At 66.1% G+C, this 15,927-nt stretch carries 13 protein-coding genes and 1 tRNA gene; 1 reads left to right on the top strand and 13 read right to left on the bottom strand.

Annotation, left to right across the window (positions count from 1 at the left end):
* Positions 1-517 precede the first annotated feature (517 nt).
* The 11 genes from VFY73_RS06265 to petA form a co-directional block, all read right to left on the bottom strand.
* The gene (locus VFY73_RS06265) at positions 518-2,638 is read right to left on the bottom strand and encodes a peptidase domain-containing ABC transporter (protein WP_329717064.1); all 2,121 of its coding nucleotides are present in this window, start codon (positions 2,636-2,638) and stop codon (positions 518-520) included.
* A 6-nt stretch (positions 2,639-2,644) separates the two neighbouring features.
* A complete protein-coding gene (locus VFY73_RS06260) occupies positions 2,645-3,910 on the bottom strand; it encodes an HlyD family secretion protein (protein ID WP_329717063.1) in 1,266 nt (421 codons plus the stop codon).
* A gap of 94 nt (positions 3,911-4,004) precedes the next feature.
* The gene (locus VFY73_RS06255; protein WP_329717062.1) at positions 4,005-4,568 is read right to left on the bottom strand and encodes a GNAT family N-acetyltransferase; all 564 of its coding nucleotides are present in this window, start codon (positions 4,566-4,568) and stop codon (positions 4,005-4,007) included.
* A gap of 55 nt (positions 4,569-4,623) precedes the next feature.
* Positions 4,624-7,359: a preprotein translocase subunit SecA gene (gene secA, locus VFY73_RS06250; protein ID WP_329717061.1), complete on the bottom strand. Its 2,736-nt coding sequence runs from the start codon at positions 7,357-7,359 to the stop codon at positions 4,624-4,626.
* A gap of 236 nt (positions 7,360-7,595) precedes the next feature.
* Complete coding sequence (locus tag VFY73_RS06245) at positions 7,596-8,627, bottom strand: M23 family metallopeptidase (protein ID WP_329717060.1); 1,032 nt, start codon at positions 8,625-8,627, stop codon at positions 7,596-7,598.
* A gap of 358 nt (positions 8,628-8,985) precedes the next feature.
* Positions 8,986-9,061, bottom strand: a tRNA-Thr gene (locus VFY73_RS06240).
* 88 nt (positions 9,062-9,149) lie between these two features.
* Positions 9,150-9,707, bottom strand: a complete 558-nt coding sequence (locus tag VFY73_RS06235) for a ClpXP protease specificity-enhancing factor (protein WP_329717059.1) — start codon at positions 9,705-9,707, stop codon at positions 9,150-9,152.
* Positions 9,708-9,732: 25 nt separating this feature from the next.
* Positions 9,733-10,344 carry a glutathione S-transferase N-terminal domain-containing protein gene (locus tag VFY73_RS06230; RefSeq protein ID WP_329717058.1) on the bottom strand — a complete coding sequence of 204 codons (612 nt, stop codon included), beginning with the start codon at positions 10,342-10,344 and terminating at the stop codon, positions 9,733-9,735.
* A gap of 138 nt (positions 10,345-10,482) precedes the next feature.
* Positions 10,483-11,247 carry a cytochrome c1 gene (locus VFY73_RS06225; RefSeq protein WP_329717106.1) on the bottom strand — a complete coding sequence of 255 codons (765 nt, stop codon included), beginning with the start codon at positions 11,245-11,247 and terminating at the stop codon, positions 10,483-10,485.
* 25 nt (positions 11,248-11,272) lie between these two features.
* Positions 11,273-12,700, bottom strand: a complete 1,428-nt coding sequence (locus VFY73_RS06220) for a cytochrome bc complex cytochrome b subunit (protein ID WP_329717057.1) — start codon at positions 12,698-12,700, stop codon at positions 11,273-11,275.
* 31 nt (positions 12,701-12,731) lie between these two features.
* Entirely contained in the window at positions 12,732-13,328 is a 597-nt protein-coding gene (gene petA / locus VFY73_RS06215) for a ubiquinol-cytochrome c reductase iron-sulfur subunit (protein WP_329717056.1), read from the bottom strand.
* A 301-nt stretch (positions 13,329-13,629) separates the two neighbouring features.
* On the opposite strand from petA, the gene mscL reads away from it, so the two are divergent.
* The gene (gene mscL, locus VFY73_RS06210) at positions 13,630-14,055 is read left to right on the top strand and encodes a large conductance mechanosensitive channel protein MscL (RefSeq protein ID WP_329717055.1); all 426 of its coding nucleotides are present in this window, start codon (positions 13,630-13,632) and stop codon (positions 14,053-14,055) included.
* An 82-nt stretch (positions 14,056-14,137) separates the two neighbouring features.
* Here the strand turns inward: mscL and pdxA are convergent, their stop codons facing one another.
* Positions 14,138-15,169 (bottom strand): 4-hydroxythreonine-4-phosphate dehydrogenase PdxA, encoded by a 1,032-nt coding sequence (gene pdxA / locus VFY73_RS06205; RefSeq protein ID WP_329717054.1) that lies wholly within the window; start codon positions 15,167-15,169, stop codon positions 14,138-14,140.
* Positions 15,166-15,915: a Nif3-like dinuclear metal center hexameric protein gene (locus VFY73_RS06200; RefSeq protein WP_329717053.1), complete on the bottom strand. Its 750-nt coding sequence runs from the start codon at positions 15,913-15,915 to the stop codon at positions 15,166-15,168. Before VFY73_RS06200 ends, pdxA begins: the two co-directional genes overlap by 4 nt.
* Positions 15,916-15,927 lie beyond the last annotated feature (12 nt).

Genomic DNA, 15,927 nt, shown 5'->3' with positions numbered 1-15,927 from the left:
ATCCCCCCAATGGGTGATGGCGGCCTACTGGATCGTTAGCAAAGATGAACCCGTTGCGCATCGGAACGGGGCTTCACGAAACGACCGACACGCAGCGCACGTTGCCATCCGCGCGGCCATACCTGGCCTTGGCACCGATGGCAATCGAACCGCCAACACGAGAGAAAGGCATGCCATGAGCGTGGCAACGACACCATCCCCTGCCCCCGTACCGCGTCCCTTGACGCCGACCGAGATCCGACAAGTTTCAGGCGGCCCCGGCGGATTCCCCGTGCTCAGCACACCACCGTCCCCTCCGCAAGGCGGCTGACAGCACGGCCCGCGTTTCGCCGCACCACCTACAGGGAATACCGAATGAACAAGCCACAACAACAGCCGATGCGTCCGTTGACGACACAAGAACTCAGACAGGTCTCAGGTGGTCCTGCCGGCTTTCCAGGGCTGGGCACACCGCCCCCGCCGACTCAATCCGATCGTCCACAGGGCTGCTGAACGAACCTCGCTGCGCCACAAGCACTCAGTTTGCCGGCGCATCCCCTGCCGGGCGCAGACGCCCGGCCGCCAGCACCACCACCCGTTCAGCCATCGCGATGGTCTCGGGGCGGTGGGCGACGATCACGCGGGTCAGCGCAAGGGCCTGCACGGTCGCGTTGACGGAGCGTTCGTTGCCCAGGTCCAGGTGGCTGGTCGCTTCGTCGAGCACCAGCATGCGCGGTTGGTGGTACAGCGCGCGGGCCAGCAGGATGCGCTGCTTCTGCCCACCGGACAGGCCGATGCCGGATTCGCCGGTCAGCGTGTGGAAGCCCATCGGCATCTCGGTGATCTCGCGCTCGACGCCGGCCTGGCGCGCGCTCTCGACGATGCGTTCCCACTGCGGGTCCGGGTCGAAGAAGCAGATGTTGTCGGCGATCGAGCCGGAGAACAACCGGTCTTCCTGCATCACCGTGCCGATCAGCCGGCGGTAGTTCGCCAGGCCGAGCTGGCCCAGCCGCATGCCGCCGACGACGATCTCACCCTCGGTCGGCTGCAGCAGGCCCAGCATCACCTTCACCAGCGTCGTCTTGCCGCAGCCTGAAGGGCCGGTGATGGCCACGCATTCGCCCGGTTCGATCCGCAAGTCCACGCCGTGCAGCACGAAGGGCTCGGTGGGCGAGTAGCGAAAGCTCACATTGCGCAGCTCGACCGACATCGACAGTTTCGACAGGTCCACCTCGGCCGGCAGGTCCTGCGCATCGCGCTCGGTCTGCTGCAGCACGATGTCGGCCACGCGCTCGCCATGCAGCCGCAGCATCGACAGCTCGGCCAGCTTGTCGACCAGCGCCGAGACGCGGGTCGAGAACTGCAGCTGGTAGGCCATGAAGGCGAACAGCATGCCGGCGGTGAACTCGTGCGACAGCACCAGCCGCGCCGCCAGCCAGACGACGATCACCCGCTCCAGCCCGCTGAGCAGGCCGCGCGCCGTGTCCTGGCTCAGCGTCAGGCGCTGGATGCGCAACTCGGCGTTGAACTGATCGGCCAGCATGTTGAGCCAACCGGCGCGACGCACATCGCCCTTGCCGAACAGACGCACGCTCTGGATGCCGCTCGCCGTTTCGATCATGTGCGTCTGCTGGCGGGCCGCATGGATGATCTGCTCGGCGCTGGCTTCGCGCAGCGCGCGGAACACCCCCCACCGCAGCAGCGCGTAGATCAGCATCGCCAGCACCGACACCAGCGTCAGGCTGGGGCTGTAGAACAGCATCATCGTCAGCGTGCCCAGCGTCATCAGACCGTCGACCACCGTCTGCGCGAACTGCGTGGTCAGCGTGCGCTGGATCATGACGACCGAGCCAAAGCTGGCCAGGATGTGGCCAATGTGCCGCTTCTCGAAGAAGTCCAGCGGCAGCCGAACCAGGTGGGCGAACACATTGCCCAGCCATTGGAAGTTCAAGCTCGTGCTGAGCACGACGACGAACCAGCCACGCGTGGCCGAGATGACGGCATGCACGATCACGAGCAGGCCGAAGCCGGCCGCCAGCACCATCAACATGTCGGCGTCGGCCGTGACGAGCACGTGATCGACCACCCACTGCAGGTAGAACGGCAGCGCCATCGCGATCAGCTCGAGCAGCACGGCCAGCAGGGCGATCTGCGCCAGCCCGCGCCGCAGGCCGGTGACCCGTCCCATCAGGCCACGCAACGACAGCTTGGGCGTCGGCGCCTGGCCGACGAACTCGGGGCTGGGTGACACCTCCAGCGCGACGCCGGTGAAGTGCTTGCCGAATTCGGCCAGGCCCAGGCGACGCTCGCCCACCGCCGGATCGTGGATCACCGCATGGCGCGCGTCGACCGACTTCAGCACCACGAAGTGGTTCATATCCCAGTGCAGCACGCAGGGCAGCTGCAGCTGAGGCAGGTGCTCCATCTCCAGCCGCAGCGCGCGGGTCTGCAGCCGCATCGCCTCGGCGATGCGCATCAGGGCTTCGAGCGTGGCACCCTTGCGTGAGATCGAGAACCGCAGCCGCAGGTTGGCCAGGTCGGTGCGGTAGCCGTGGTAGTTGGCCACCATCGCCAGGCTGCACAGGCCGCATTCGGTGGCTTCGGTCTGGATGAACACGGGCAACCGGTGACGCCAGCCTGCGAAGAAGGTTTCGAACATGCGGTGCTACAAGGTCTTGCCCACGCCCAGCAGCGGCGCCAATGCCCACTCGACCAGGCTGCGGTGTTCCAGCGCGACGCTCGCGCTGAGCAGCATGCCGGGCTTCAAGGGCAGCGCGTTGCCGGTACGGCTGCGCAGCGCGGCCAGATCCACCGCAACGCGCGCGCGGTACAACGAGCGTGCCGGGCCGGCTGCATCGGGCGGCGGCGGCAGGCCTGCGGCCAGTTCGGTGCTCGATACCGGGCTCAAGGACACGGTGCGCAGGCGACCCGGAAACAGGCCGTATTTTTCGAACGGGTAAGCCTCGAAACGCAATTGAACCGCCTGGCCTTCGTGCAGGTTGCCCACCGCCCGCGACGGCAGGTACAGCTCGGCCTCCAGCGTCGCCCCATGCGGCACCAAGGTGGCCAGTTCACCCTCGTCTTTCACCGCCTGGCCCGCATCCACCAACACGGCGGCCACCGCCCCATCGTGGGCGGCGCGGACGCTGACCTCGCGCTGCAGCTCGCTCTCGTCGAGCAGTTGCTGTACCTCGTCCATGTCGCGCCGCGATTCGGACTGCTCCCGCTGCGACAGCAGCGGGATCTGCGCCATCTGCGCGCGCACGGTGGCGAGCTCACGCTGCGCGTCGAGCCGGCCCCTGTCGATGCTCGCCAGCTTGGCCTCTTCTTCCAGCGCCTCGGCAGCCTTGGTCTGGGCAGCCAGCCGGGTCATCATGCCCTCGCGGGCCAGATCGGCGTGACGCTGGGCGATGTCACGCAGCACCTGCACGCGCTGCGCCTGCAGGCCACGCTCACGCGTCAGTTGCTCGATGCTGGCCTCCAGCCCGCGCGCGCGCGCGCCAGCCTCTTGCACGCGCATCTCGGCCAGCCGCCCCTGCTGGGCGACTTCGCTTTCAAGCCGGCGCAAGCGATTGGCCAGTGCGCCGCTGATGCTGGCCTGGTCCGTGCCCGCCGCGGTGGCCCGATCGCGCCGAATCATGAACATCACGTCGCCCGCTCTGACGGCATCGCCCGCTGTGACGCGCACCTCGCTGACCCGCCCGGCCAGCGGCGCCACGACGCGGATCAGGCCGCGGTCAGGGACCACCATGCCACTGACCATCTCCTTGCGAGTGAAGCCGAAGTTCCAGGCGAACAGGAGCAGCGCGAGCACCAACACGGCCAGCAGCGTCGTCAACGCCGCGAACGACCAGGGCCGCGCCAGCACCACCGTGCCGTGGAAGCGTTGCCGCTGGTGATCCACTGCCTCGACTCGAAAGAGGTCGCTCATGGACGGGGTGGTGCTGGAAGCCGGCGTTGCTGCGCACCAAGTGATCAGGTCGCGGCGAGTTTGCCACGGGCCATGCACGCCGGGAACGCCCGAATCAACCCGATGGGAAGGTCGCGAACATCATCTGATCGCACAGGTCGCCACGCGCATTGCGCTCGCGATGGTGCAGCCGCCCCTCGCAGCGAAAACCCAGCGCGTGCTCGGCAAAGTGCAGCGCGCGGTGGTTGTCGACTTCGGAGATCGCTTCGATGCGCGCCAGTCCCAACCTGAAGCCAAACGCGACCACGGCGAGCACCGCCTCACGCATCAGGCCCGCACCGGTCTGGCGGGCGTCGCCCACATAGCCGATCTCGGCCCGCGGCACTTCGAAATCGAAGGTGTGCAGATCGATGCGGCCGACGAAAGCCCGGTCGTCGCGCCGAAAGGCATTGAAGATCAGGCACTCACCATCGTCGACCATCTTCAGCCCGCCCTCGCAGAAGCGGATCGCCCGCTCCAGCGTCCACGGGGCTTGCGCCCAGGCGATGAACCCCAGCGTCGGCAAGCTGGTGTTGACGCTGTCATAGATGGCCGCCGCATGGGCCCGAGCCGGTGCCTCGAGCAGCAGCCGTGCGGTTTCGAGCCGGCGCGACGCCCGAGCCAATGTGTGGTGGTTCATCGCGGTGTCGCCGAGCGGAACCGACGTACCGGCGGCAGGACCGCCGGGTAGGGGATCAGGCGAGCTGGCCGTGGCAGGCCTTGTACTTCTTGCCGCTGCCGCAGGGGCACGGGTCGTTGCGGCCAACACGCGGCACCTCGGACGACCGGTCGGCCTCCTGGCTGACGCTGCCGTCTTCGTTCGGGTGGGTGTACGTCACGTTGGAGATGCGCTCGGCCTTGTCTTCCATCGCTTCGGCCGCGGCGTTCACCTGTTCCTGGGTCTGGATGCGCACCGTCATCAGCACCCGGGTGACTTCCATCTTCACCACGTCCAGCAGCTGAGAGAACAGCTCGAAGGCTTCGCGCTTGTATTCCTGCTTCGGGTTCTTCTGGGCATAACCACGCAGGTGGATGCCTTGGCGCAGATAGTCCAGCGCGGCCAGGTGTTCACGCCAGTGCGAATCCATCGATTGCAGCAACACCATGCGCATGAATGGCGTGAACTGCTCCGCGCCAACCATGTCGAGCTTGGCCTGGAACGTGGCGTTGGCGACCTCGATGACCTTCTCGAGAATGTCGTCGTCGGTCACCGAATCGCTGGCCTGCACCATCGATTGCAGCGCCACGTCGAGCTGCCATTCGTCGCGCAGCGTCTTTTCCAGCGCCGGCAGGTCCCATTGCTCTTCGACGCTCTCGGCGGGCACGTAGGTCCGCACCACATCGGTCATCGTCGCCTTGCGCAGGTTGGCGATCTGCTCGTGCAGCGTTTCGGCTTCGAGGATCTCGCTGCGCTGCTGGTAGATGACCTTGCGCTGGTCGTTGCTGACGTCGTCGTATTCGAGCAGTTGCTTGCGGATGTCGAAGTTGCGCGCTTCGACCTTGCGCTGCGCCGACTCGATCGAGCGCGACACGATGCCGGCTTCGATCGCCTCGCCCTCGGGCATCTTCAGCCGTTCCATGATGGCCTTGACGCGGTCACCCGCGAAGATGCGCATCAGCGGGTCTTCGAGTGACAGGTAGAAGCGCGAGGCACCCGGGTCGCCCTGACGGCCGGATCGGCCGCGCAGCTGGTTGTCGATACGACGGCTTTCGTGGCGCTCGGTCGCCACGATGCGCAGGCCCCCGGCAGCCTTGACCTGGTCGTGCAGGCCTTGCCACTCGTCCTGCAGCTGCTTGATGCGACGTGCCTTCTCGTCGGGTGGGATGGCGTCGTCGGCCTCGATGAACTGGGTCTGCTTCTCGACGTTGCCGCCCAGCACGATGTCCGTACCGCGGCCGGCCATGTTGGTGGCGATGGTGATCACGCCCGGGCGTCCGGCCTGGGCCACGATCTCCGCTTCGCGCGCATGCTGCTTGGCGTTGAGCACCTCGTGCGGCACCTTGGCCTTCTTCAGCAGGCCCGAGATCAGCTCGGAGTTCTCGATCGAGGTCGTGCCCACCAGCACCGGCTGGCCGCGCTCGCGGCAGTCCTGGATGTCGTCGACGACCGCGTTGTACTTCTCGCGCGCAGTCTTGTAGACCAGGTCGAGCTCGTCCTTGCGGATGGTCGGCTTGTTCGACGGGATCACCACGGTTTCGAGGCCGTAGATCTCCTGGAATTCGTAGGCTTCGGTGTCGGCCGTGCCGGTCATGCCACCCAGCTTGCCGTACATGCGGAAGTAGTTCTGGAAGGTGATCGATGCGAGGGTCTGGTTCTCGCTCTGGATCTGCACGCCTTCCTTGGCCTCGACTGCCTGGTGCAGGCCATCGGACCAGCGGCGACCGGTCATCAGGCGCCCGGTGAACTCGTCGACGATCACCACCTCGCCGTTTTGCACCACGTAGTGCTGATCGCGGTGGTACAGGTGGTTGGCCCGCAGCGCCGCGTACACGTGGTGCATCAGCGTGATGTTGGCCGGGTCGTACAGGCTGGCGCCCTCGACCAGCAGGCCAGCTTCGGACAGGATGCGCTCGGCGTTCTCATGCCCGTCTTCGGTCAGGAAGACCTGGTGGCTCTTCTCGTCCACCGTGAAGTCGCCGGGTACCTCGACGCCCTCGCCGGTGCGCACGTCCAGCTCGCCGATCTGCTTCTTCAGCTTCGGCACGACGGCGTTGATGCGCACGTACAGCTCGGTGTGGTCTTCGGCCTGGCCGGAGATGATCAGCGGCGTGCGCGCCTCGTCGATCAGGATCGAGTCCACCTCGTCGACGATGGCGTAGGTGAGCAGGCGCTGCACGCGGTCGGTCACCTCGTGGACCATGTTGTCGCGCAGGTAGTCGAAGCCGTACTCGTTGTTGGTGCCGTAGGTGATGTCGGCGCCGTACGCAGCCTGCTTCTCGGCCCGGTCCATGCCCGGCACGTTGACGCCGACGGTCATGCCGAGGAAGTTGTACAGCCGGCCCATCCACTCGGCGTCGCGCCGGGCGAGGTAATCGTTGACCGTCACCACATGCACGCCCTTGCCGGGCAGCGCATTCAGGTACACCGGCAGCGTCGCCATCAGCGTCTTGCCCTCGCCGGTGCGCATCTCGGCGATCTTGCCGGCATGCAGCACCATGCCGCCGATCAGCTGCACGTCGAAGTGGCGCATCTTCAATGCACGCTTGCCGGCTTCGCGCACCGCGGCAAAGGCCTCGGGCAGCAGGTCATCCAGCGTTTCACCCTTGGCCAGGCGCTCGCGGAACTCGTTGGTCTTGCCCTTCAGCGCCGCATCGTCGAGCTTGGAGAAGCTGGCCTCCAGCTCGTTGATCTGGTCGACGGTGCGTCGATAGCCTTTGAGCAGGCGGTCGTTGCGACTGCCAAAAATCTGGGTCAGGAGCTTGGGCAACATGCGGCGCTGCGTTTGATGTCTGGCTGTGGGGCGTCGGCTGGGCGAGGCGCAACACGGAGTGCCACGCGACGTCGACTGACTTTGGGGCCGGACACCGGCATTGCAAGCGCGGGTTCGCCCCCTAGGATGGGGATGTCGTCTTCTGGCCGCGCCGTCGCGTCACCGGCCGTGCGAAGGCCGCGCGAGTACAGGCGCGAAAGCGCGGGAGTTTAGCACCGGGGTGCGGCGCGTGATGCTCAGCGCCGCAGCACCGGCGACACCGCGGCGGCCGCAGCGGGGACCCCCGCCGACCCGGCCTGCGCAACCCCGGCAACCGACGGGGGCGGTGTGTCGGTGAGGAACTTCGCCGGATCCTGCATCGAGCCGTCGACCAGCACCTCGAAGTGCAGATGCGGCCCCGTCGAGCGGCCGGTGTTGCCGACCAGGGCGACCTGCTGGCCGCGTTTGACCAGATCGCCCACCTTGACCAGGATGCGTTGGGTGTGGGCATAACGGGTGTTCAGCCCGTTGCCGTGATCGATCTCCAGCAGGTTGCCGTACTGCGGGTGGTAGTCGGTCGAGGTGACCATGCCACCGGCGGCGGCCAGGATCGGCGTGCCGGAGTCGGCCGAGAAGTCCAGCCCGGTGTGCAGTGCGGGACGGCCGGTGATCGGGTCGGTCCGGAAGCCGAAGCCCGAGCCGACGGGCGCGTCGAGCGGCCGGCTGTTGGGCACCATCAGCGACTTCAGCCGCGACTCGAACAAACGTGATTCGGCCAGCGTGAGCATGTCGCCATGCTGATCGGCCAGTTGCTCCAGCACACCGAGTGTCTTGTCCAACTGCTCCAGGCTCGGGTGCTCGAGTGGCACATAGGGGCCGCCTTGGCCGCCGGGTGCGCGTGTACCGGCACGGTCGGGCGCGGAAGCCGGACGTTGCAACGCCTTCAGGTCGTCGGGCTTCACACCGGCCAGGCCGGTCACCCGCTCGCCCATGGCCTCGAGGTTGACCATGCGGGCCTGCATCTCGCCCACCTTGCGCGCCATCGCGTCCAGGTTGTCGCGCAAGACCTTGTCGCGCTGGGCGTTCTCGTCGCGCACCACCAGCTTGACCAGTTGGCTGACGACCGGCCAGCCGTCACGGGCGGCCTTCAGGAAAATGAAGTGGTACACGGCGCCAGACAGCAGCAGCAAGGTCACCACCAGGCCGCACAGGCCCAGGACGATCTGCAATCGACTGAAGCTCAGCACGCGAGTGCGCGCCAAGCCGCCATGGGTGATCAGAATCTGCATCGGTAAACTCCTTGGCCTTATGTCACCCCCGCCCCCCTCCCAGGCTGGCGGCCCGCACACGCGGCCGATCAACGAAGCCTTGGGCGCCAATGCGACCCTGGCTCAACTGCTTCAGCGGCTGAAGGAAGCCGAAGCGCGAATGGACACCGTGCGGGAAGTGCTGCCTCCCGGTCTCCGCACCCATGTCCGCGCGGGCGTGCTGGATGAGACGGGGTGGAACCTGCTGGTGCCCAACGGCGCGGTGGCCGCCAAGTTGCGACAGTGCTTGCCGGCCATTGAGCAGGCACTGGTAGTGCGGGGCTGGAAGCCTACTTCAGTCCGAGTGAAGGTTCAATCGGATCGGGCCTAGGGAGTTGGGTGGTGCCGGCTATCCGAATCGAACGGATGACCTTCCGCTTACAAGGCGGGTGCTCTACCAGCTGAGCTAAGCCGGCACGGCCTAAGCTATTGATTTTAGACGCTTTCCGCGTCTTCTGATCGGTCGCTGCGCAGCGGCTGGAACGAATGCGCAGGACGCCGCAGTCACTTGACGCGTTTGAGCGCCGGCCGCGGCGGCGGTGGCGGCTCGTCACCATCGGTAGCGTCTGCAGACGGGGCGGGCGGCGCCGGGGGCGGTTCGGAAGGCGTTTCGGTCCGCGCCAAGCGCAATCCCCGGATCGGGCGTTCGGCGCCGGTGCCACCGCTGTCCGGCGCCAGTGGCGTGCCGGCGGAAGCCTCCTCGGGGGCGTTCGACGGCATTGGGAACGCCATGCCCTGCCCGTTCTCACGTGCGTAGATGGCCACCACGTGGTCCACCGGCACGACGATCTCACGCGCCACCCCGCCGAAGCGGGCCTTGAACTCGATGAAGTCGTTGCCGAGCTTCAGGCCGCTGGTGGCCTCGAAGCCGACGTTAAGCACGATCTCGTTGTTCTTCACGTACTCGGTCGGCACCTGCACACTCGAATCGACGAACACCGCCAGGTACGGGGTGAAGCCGTTGTCGGTGCACCAGTCGTGCAGCGCGCGCACGAGGTAGGGCCGGGTCGAAGTGCCCTGGTTGTCCGGAGCGGAAGGTGGGGTCGGCGGCGTGGCAGTCATCGTGAGCGGGAGGCGGGGCTCGGCCTTACTTGCGCATCACCTTTTCAGACGGGGTCAGCGCTTCGATGTAGGCCGGGCGCGAGAAGATGCGCTCAGCGTACTTCAGCAGCGGCGCCGCGTTCTTCGACAGATCAATGCCGTAGTAATCCAGACGCCACAGCAGCGGAGCGATGGCCACGTCGAGCATCGAGAAGTCGTCGCCCAGCATGAACTTGTTCTTCAGGAAGATCGGCGCCAGCTGGGTCAGACGGTCGCGGATCTGGGCCCGGGCTTTTTCGAGCTGCTTGTCGTTGCCCTTGATGCCGCGGCCTTCGAGGATGTTCACGTTGGCGAACAGCTCTTTCTCGAAGTTGAACAGGAACAGGCGCACACGGGCGCGGGCCACCGGGTCCCCGGGCATCAGCTGCGGGTGCGGGAAGCGCTCGTCGATGTACTCGTTGATGATGTGCGATTCGTACAGGATGAGGTCACGCTCGACGAGGATCGGCACCTCGTTGTACGGGTTCATCAGCGCGATGTCTTCCGGCTTGGCGAACAGGTCGACGTCGCGGATCTCGAAATCCATGCCCTTTTCGAACAAGACGAAACGGCAACGGTGCGAGTAAGGGCAGGTGGTTCCGGAGTAAAGCACCATCATGAGCGTGGGCTCCCTTTAAAGAAGCGGGTCGAACAGCGGCCGAGAACGGCAGGGAAAAAGGCAAAACGCAGTGGCGCCGACAAGGCGCTCACTGCGCGAGCAGCAGGCCCGGCCGCTGTTGTCGCAGCCGGGCTAAGGTCATTTCACGTCTTTCCAGTACGCCGCATTCAGGCGCCAGGCGAACAAGGTGAACACGGCCAGGAAGATCAGCACCCACACGCCCAGACGCACGCGTTGGCCTTGCGCCGGCTCACCCATCCATTGCAGGTACGCAACCAGATCAGCAACGGCCTGGTTGTACTCTGCCTGGTTGAGCTTGCCGGGCGTGATTTGCTCAAAGCCCTTGAAGCGGTGGATCTTCTTGTCGTGGTCGTGCGGATCGGCCACGTCCTCGAAGACGGCGCGCTGCTGACCCTGCAGTTCCCACAGCGCATGCGGCATCGCCACGCTGGGGAAGACCAGGTTGTTCCAGCCGGTGGCCGTCGTCTCGTCGCGGTAGTAGCTGCGCAGGTAGGTGTACAGATAGTCGGCGCCGGTGCCTTGACCGGCGCGCGAGCGAGCGATCACCGACAGGTCTGGCGGCGCGGCGCCGAACCAGGCCTTGCCTTGCTTCGGATCGAGCACGACCTTCATCGTCTCGCCCACCTTGTCCGCGGCGAACATCAGGTTGCCCTTGATCTGATCATCGGACAGGCCGATGTCGCGCATGCGGTTGTAGCGGGCGAACGAGGCACCGTGGCAGTTCAGGCAGTAGTTGACGAACAGCTTGGCGCCGTTCTGCAGCGACGACAGGTCGGTCATGCGCTCAGTGGGGAACTTGTCCCACTGCATGCCGCCTTCCGAGGCGAACGCGCCACCGACCAGGCACAGGGCGGCGATCCAGCCGGCAATGAGTTTTTTGATCATGTGAGAAGCTCCTGCCGGTTCGTCAATGCGGGTGGAAGGTCACACGCTCGGGCACCGGCTTGAAGGTACCGAGCTGGCTCCACCACGGCATCAGCAGGAAGAAGCCGAAGTAGAACAGAGTCCCGATCTGCGACACGATGGTGCCGATGTTCGACGGCGGCTGAACGCCCAGGTAGGCGAGGATCAGGAAGAACACGACGAACACGCCATACATGTAGCTGTGCCAGTTCGGGCGGTAGCGGATCGACTTGACCGGGCTGTGATCCAGCCAGGGCAGGAAGAACAGGATGACGACTGCACCACCCATCACCACCACGCCCCAGAACTTCGCATCGAAGATGTTCAGCAGTGCGATGCCAACGGCCGCAGCGATCAACACACCGATCTTCGCGCCGCCACTGATGCGGCCCTTCAGCACCGTCAGGATCGCCCCGGCCCCGACCACGATGCTCAGAACCTTGATCATGTCGTCGGTCGTGGCCCGCAGCATCGAGTAGAACGGCGTGAAATACCAGACCGGCGCAATGTGCGGTGGCGTCTTCAGCGGATCGGCCGGGATGAAGTTGTTGTACTCGAGGAAGTAGCCACCGAGCTCAGGCGCGAAGAACAGGATCGCGCAGAAGACGATCAGGAACACGCCCACACCCATCAGGTCGTGCACCGAGTAGTACGGGTGGAAAGGAATGCCGTCGAGCGGGATACCGGTCTTCGGGTCCTTCTTGGCCTTGATCTCGACGCCGTCGGGGTTGTTCGAACCCACGTCATGCAGCGCCAGCAAGTGCGCCACGACCAAGCCCAGCAGCACCAGCGGCACGGCGATCACGTGGAAGCTGAAGAAGCGGTTCAGCGTCGCGTCGCCCACCACGTAGTCACCGCGGATCAGCAGCGCCAGATCCGGCCCGACGAAAGGCACGGCGGCGAACAGGTTCACGATCACCTGGGCGCCCCAATAGCTCATCTGACCCCACGGCAGCAGGTAGCCCATGAAGGCTTCGGCCATCAGGCACAGGAAGATCGCGCAACCGAAGATCCAGACCAGCTCGCGCGGCTTGCGGTACGAGCCGTACAGCAGGCCACGGAACATGTGCAGATAGACCACGACGAAGAACGCCGAGGCGCCGGTCGAGTGCATGTAGCGGATCAGCCAGCCCCAGGGCACATCGCGCATGATGTACTCGACACTGGCGAACGCCACCGGCACGCCGGCCGCGTTCAACGCCGCGTCGGGCTTGTAGTGCATCACCAGGAAGATGCCGGTGACGATCTGGATCACCAGCACCAGCAGTGCGAGCGAGCCGAAGAAGTACCAGAAGTTGAAATTCTTCGGAGCGTAGTACTCCGACATGTGCTTCTTGTATTCGTCGAACGCTGTCGGGAAGCGGTTCTCGAACCAGAGGGAGACCTTCTGGGCGATCGGCGCGTCGGCCGGCGCGACTTTGAATTCAGCCATGGTTGCCTTTCTTGGGGTCCTGTCGCGCCGTTCAGGCCGTCTTGCTCACGCCGATCAACAGCTTGGTGTCGGAGAGGTACATGTGCTCCGGCACTTCAAGGTTGTCGGGGGCGGGCTTGTTCTTGAACACGCGGCCGGCCATGTCGAAGGTCGAGCCATGGCAGGGGCACAGGAAGCCGCCCTTCCAGTCATCGGGCAGCGAAGGCTGGGCACCGGTGGCGAACTTGTCCGACGGCGAGCAGCCCAGGTGGGAGCAAATGCCCACGGCCACGAAGTACTCGGGCTTGATCGAGCGGTGGGCGTTCATCGCGTACTCGGGCGTCGGGTAGGCCTTGCGCTGCGAATTCGGGTCGGCCAGTTCGCCTTCGACGGTCTTGAGCGCGTCCAGCTGTTCCTTGGTGCGGCGAACGATCCACACCGGCTTGCCGCGCCATTCGACGGTCAGCTTCTCACCGGGCTTCAGCGCGCTGATGTCGACCTCGACCGGGGCACCAGCAGCCTTCGCACGCTCGGACGGGGCAAAGGTGCTGACAAAGGGCACGGCCGCCGCCACACCACCCACGGCACCCGCGCAGCTGGTGGTGATCAACCACGTGCGCTTGCCTTGGTCCACCGCGTTATCACTCATGGGGGTCCTTCTTGGAGCTCTGAAGACTTGGGAGACGCAGCAATCGCCTTGCCAAAAGGGGATCCGGTCTCGGGCAATCCGGCATTTTAGCGGACAAGACACGGCTGTCCGACCAAGCTGCAGCGGCGCAACTCGCAACACGCACTCGCCACGGGGCGTCGGCAGCCGATCCACATTGGCCAGACCCGGTGCCGAAGCGACAGCGCCGATTGACAGCGCCCGCTCAGCAGCAATACTGCGCCGGGCGGCACCCTTGCCGGCGCTTGCCAGAGGGTGCACCACCAACCACAAGGAGTTTCACATGGGGTTCGCGACGGAGTTCAGAGAATTCGCGATAAAGGGCAATGTCGTCGACTTGGCGGTCGGCGTCATCATCGGCGGGGCGTTCGGCAAGATCGTCGACTCGATCGTCGGCGATCTGATCATGCCGCTGGTCGGCGTCATCTTCGGCGGGCTGGACTTTTCGAACTACTTCCTTCCGCTGGCCGGCCAGACGGCCACCAACCTGGCCGATGCGAAGAAGGCCGGCGCGGTGTTCGCCTACGGCAGCTTTTTCACCGTGGCGCTCAACTTCGTGCTGCTGGCGCTGATCATCTTCGTCATGATCAAGCAGATCAACCGCCTCAAGCGCCACCATGAAGCGTCACCGCCGCCGGCGCCCCCCGCTGCGCCGCCGGAGGATGTGTTGCTGCTGCGCGAGATTCGCGACGCGCTGCGCAGCCGGTGACACCTCTCAAGGAAACGACGGCCGCTCGCGAGTGGCTGGATCCCCTTCTTGGGGACGGGCTCGACTGGCGCGCCTGGGGCGCTCAGCAGGCCGACAGGCGGCGCGCCATGCGTGCCGCCGCGATCAGGCTCGATGGATCGGCGCGGCCACTGCCGGCCAAGTCGAATGCCGTGCCATGGTCGGGGCTGGTGCGCACGAAAGGCAGGCCCAAGGTCACGTTGACGCCTTGCTCGACGCCGAGGTACTTGACCGGGATCAACCCATGGTCGTGGGTCATCGCGACGACGAAGTCGAACTCGCCTGCGTGCCCTGGCGCATTGCGGGCGCGCATGAAGACGGTGTCGGGTGCATGGGGGCCGGTCGCGTCGATGCCCTCGGCCCGCGCCGCGGCAATGGCGGGGCCAATGATGCGCAGCTCTTCGTCACCGAAGAGCCCGCCCTCGCCGGCGTGCGGATTCAGCCCGGCCACGGCGATGCGCGGCCGCGCGATGCCGCAGCCACGTGCCGCCGCATGGGTGATGCGCAGCGTTTGCAGGATCCCGGGCACGTCGAGCAGGTCGATCGCCTGTCGCAACGACACGTGGATGGTGACCAGCACCACACGCAGCTCGTCGTTGGCCAGCATCATGCGCACCGGGGGCGCCTCGACCTGCCCGGCATGCCCGGCCGCCAGTGCCTGCAGCATCTCGGTATGGCCCGGGTACGGCACGCCGGCCGCGGCCAGGGCTTCCTTGTGAATCGGCGCCGTGACGATGGCAGCCACACGGCCGGCCATCACCTCGCTGACAGCCGCTTCGATGCACCGTGCCGCAGCGGCGCCCGCTGCGGCGGAAATCCGGCCCCAGGGCAATTGCTGCAGCCCGGGTGCCAAGCCGGGGGGCTGCCAGACGGGCAGCGCATGGCCCGGGACCATCGCCCAGTCACCCGGCGAGTCGATGCAGGCGACCGGTCGCTGCAGGCCTGCGGCAGCCATCGCCCGACGCATCACGTGCACATCGGCGCAAACGACAGCGCGCCCCAACGCGCCTCGCGCCCAGGCCAGCGCAACGGTCTCGGGCCCAATGCCGCAGGCGTCGCCCATCGTCACCAGCAACGGCAGTTCGTCGGTCTTCATGCCGGGTTGTCGATGTCGATGAACTCGTGCGTCAACCCGAGCGACGTCGCCAGGTGCGCCGCCACTGCCGGGGCCCCATAACGCTCGGTCGCGTGGTGGCCGCAGGCCAGGAAGGCAACGCCGGTTTCGCTCGCCAGGTGGGCCTGTGGCTCCGAGATTTCGCCGGTCAGGAAGGCGTCGGCCCCGGCGGCGATCGCGGCCTCGAAATAACCTTGGGCGCCGCCCGTGCACCATGCGATTCGCCTCAATGGCCGACCGTCACCCGCCGCCAACACCGGCTCGCGCCGCAGGCGTTGCTGCACGATCGCCTGCAGCGCCTGCACTGAAGAGACACCGCCGGCCGGCCCGATGAACCCGAGCTCCTGGTCGCCGAAGCGGCCATCGGCCTCGAGCCCCAGCTCGGCGCCCAACCGGGCGTTGTTGCCGAACAGCGGGTGCGCATCGAGCGGCAGGTGGTAGGCGAACAGGTTGACGCCAGCCACCATCAGGCGCTCGACACGTGCCTTCAACCAACCGATCAGCCGGCCGTCCTGGCCACGCCAGAAAAGCCCGTGGTGGACCAGGATCATGTCGGCCTGGGCCTCGATGGCCGCGTTGATCAAGGCCAGGCTGGCGGTGACCCCGGACACGACCTTGCGGATCTCGCCGCGGCCCTCCACCTGCAAACCGTTCGGCCCATAATCCTTGAACCGTTCCGGTGCCAGCAGTTGCTGCAGAAAGCTCTCGACTTCGGCCCGTGTTGCCATCGGACATCCACC

Source organism: Ideonella sp. (assembly GCF_036277275.1).
Taxonomy (GTDB): Bacteria; Pseudomonadota; Gammaproteobacteria; order Burkholderiales; family Burkholderiaceae_C; genus Ideonella.
This window is presented reverse-complemented; position numbering and strand designations above follow the sequence as displayed.

What these genes read in the sequence shown, in the direction of transcription:
- pdxA (WP_329717054.1), bottom strand. Translation starts at nt 15,169, where the DNA reads ATGAAGACCGACGAACTGCCGTTGCTGGTGACGATGGGCGACGCCTGC.
- secA (WP_329717061.1), bottom strand. Translation starts at nt 7,359, where the DNA reads ATGTTGCCCAAGCTCCTGACCCAGATTTTTGGCAGTCGCAACGACCGC.
- VFY73_RS06245 (WP_329717060.1), bottom strand. Translation starts at nt 8,627, where the DNA reads ATGCAGATTCTGATCACCCATGGCGGCTTGGCGCGCACTCGCGTGCTG.
- VFY73_RS06200 (WP_329717053.1), bottom strand. Translation starts at nt 15,915, where the DNA reads ATGGCAACACGGGCCGAAGTCGAGAGCTTTCTGCAGCAACTGCTGGCA.
- VFY73_RS06220 (WP_329717057.1), bottom strand. Translation starts at nt 12,700, where the DNA reads ATGGCTGAATTCAAAGTCGCGCCGGCCGACGCGCCGATCGCCCAGAAG.
- VFY73_RS06235 (WP_329717059.1), bottom strand. Translation starts at nt 9,707, where the DNA reads ATGACTGCCACGCCGCCGACCCCACCTTCCGCTCCGGACAACCAGGGC.
- petA (WP_329717056.1), bottom strand. Translation starts at nt 13,328, where the DNA reads ATGAGTGATAACGCGGTGGACCAAGGCAAGCGCACGTGGTTGATCACC.
- VFY73_RS06255 (WP_329717062.1), bottom strand. Translation starts at nt 4,568, where the DNA reads ATGAACCACCACACATTGGCTCGGGCGTCGCGCCGGCTCGAAACCGCA.
- VFY73_RS06260 (WP_329717063.1), bottom strand. Translation starts at nt 3,910, where the DNA reads ATGAGCGACCTCTTTCGAGTCGAGGCAGTGGATCACCAGCGGCAACGC.
- VFY73_RS06265 (WP_329717064.1), bottom strand. Translation starts at nt 2,638, where the DNA reads ATGTTCGAAACCTTCTTCGCAGGCTGGCGTCACCGGTTGCCCGTGTTC.
- mscL (WP_329717055.1), top strand. Translation starts at nt 13,630, where the DNA reads ATGGGGTTCGCGACGGAGTTCAGAGAATTCGCGATAAAGGGCAATGTC.
- VFY73_RS06230 (WP_329717058.1), bottom strand. Translation starts at nt 10,344, where the DNA reads ATGATGGTGCTTTACTCCGGAACCACCTGCCCTTACTCGCACCGTTGC.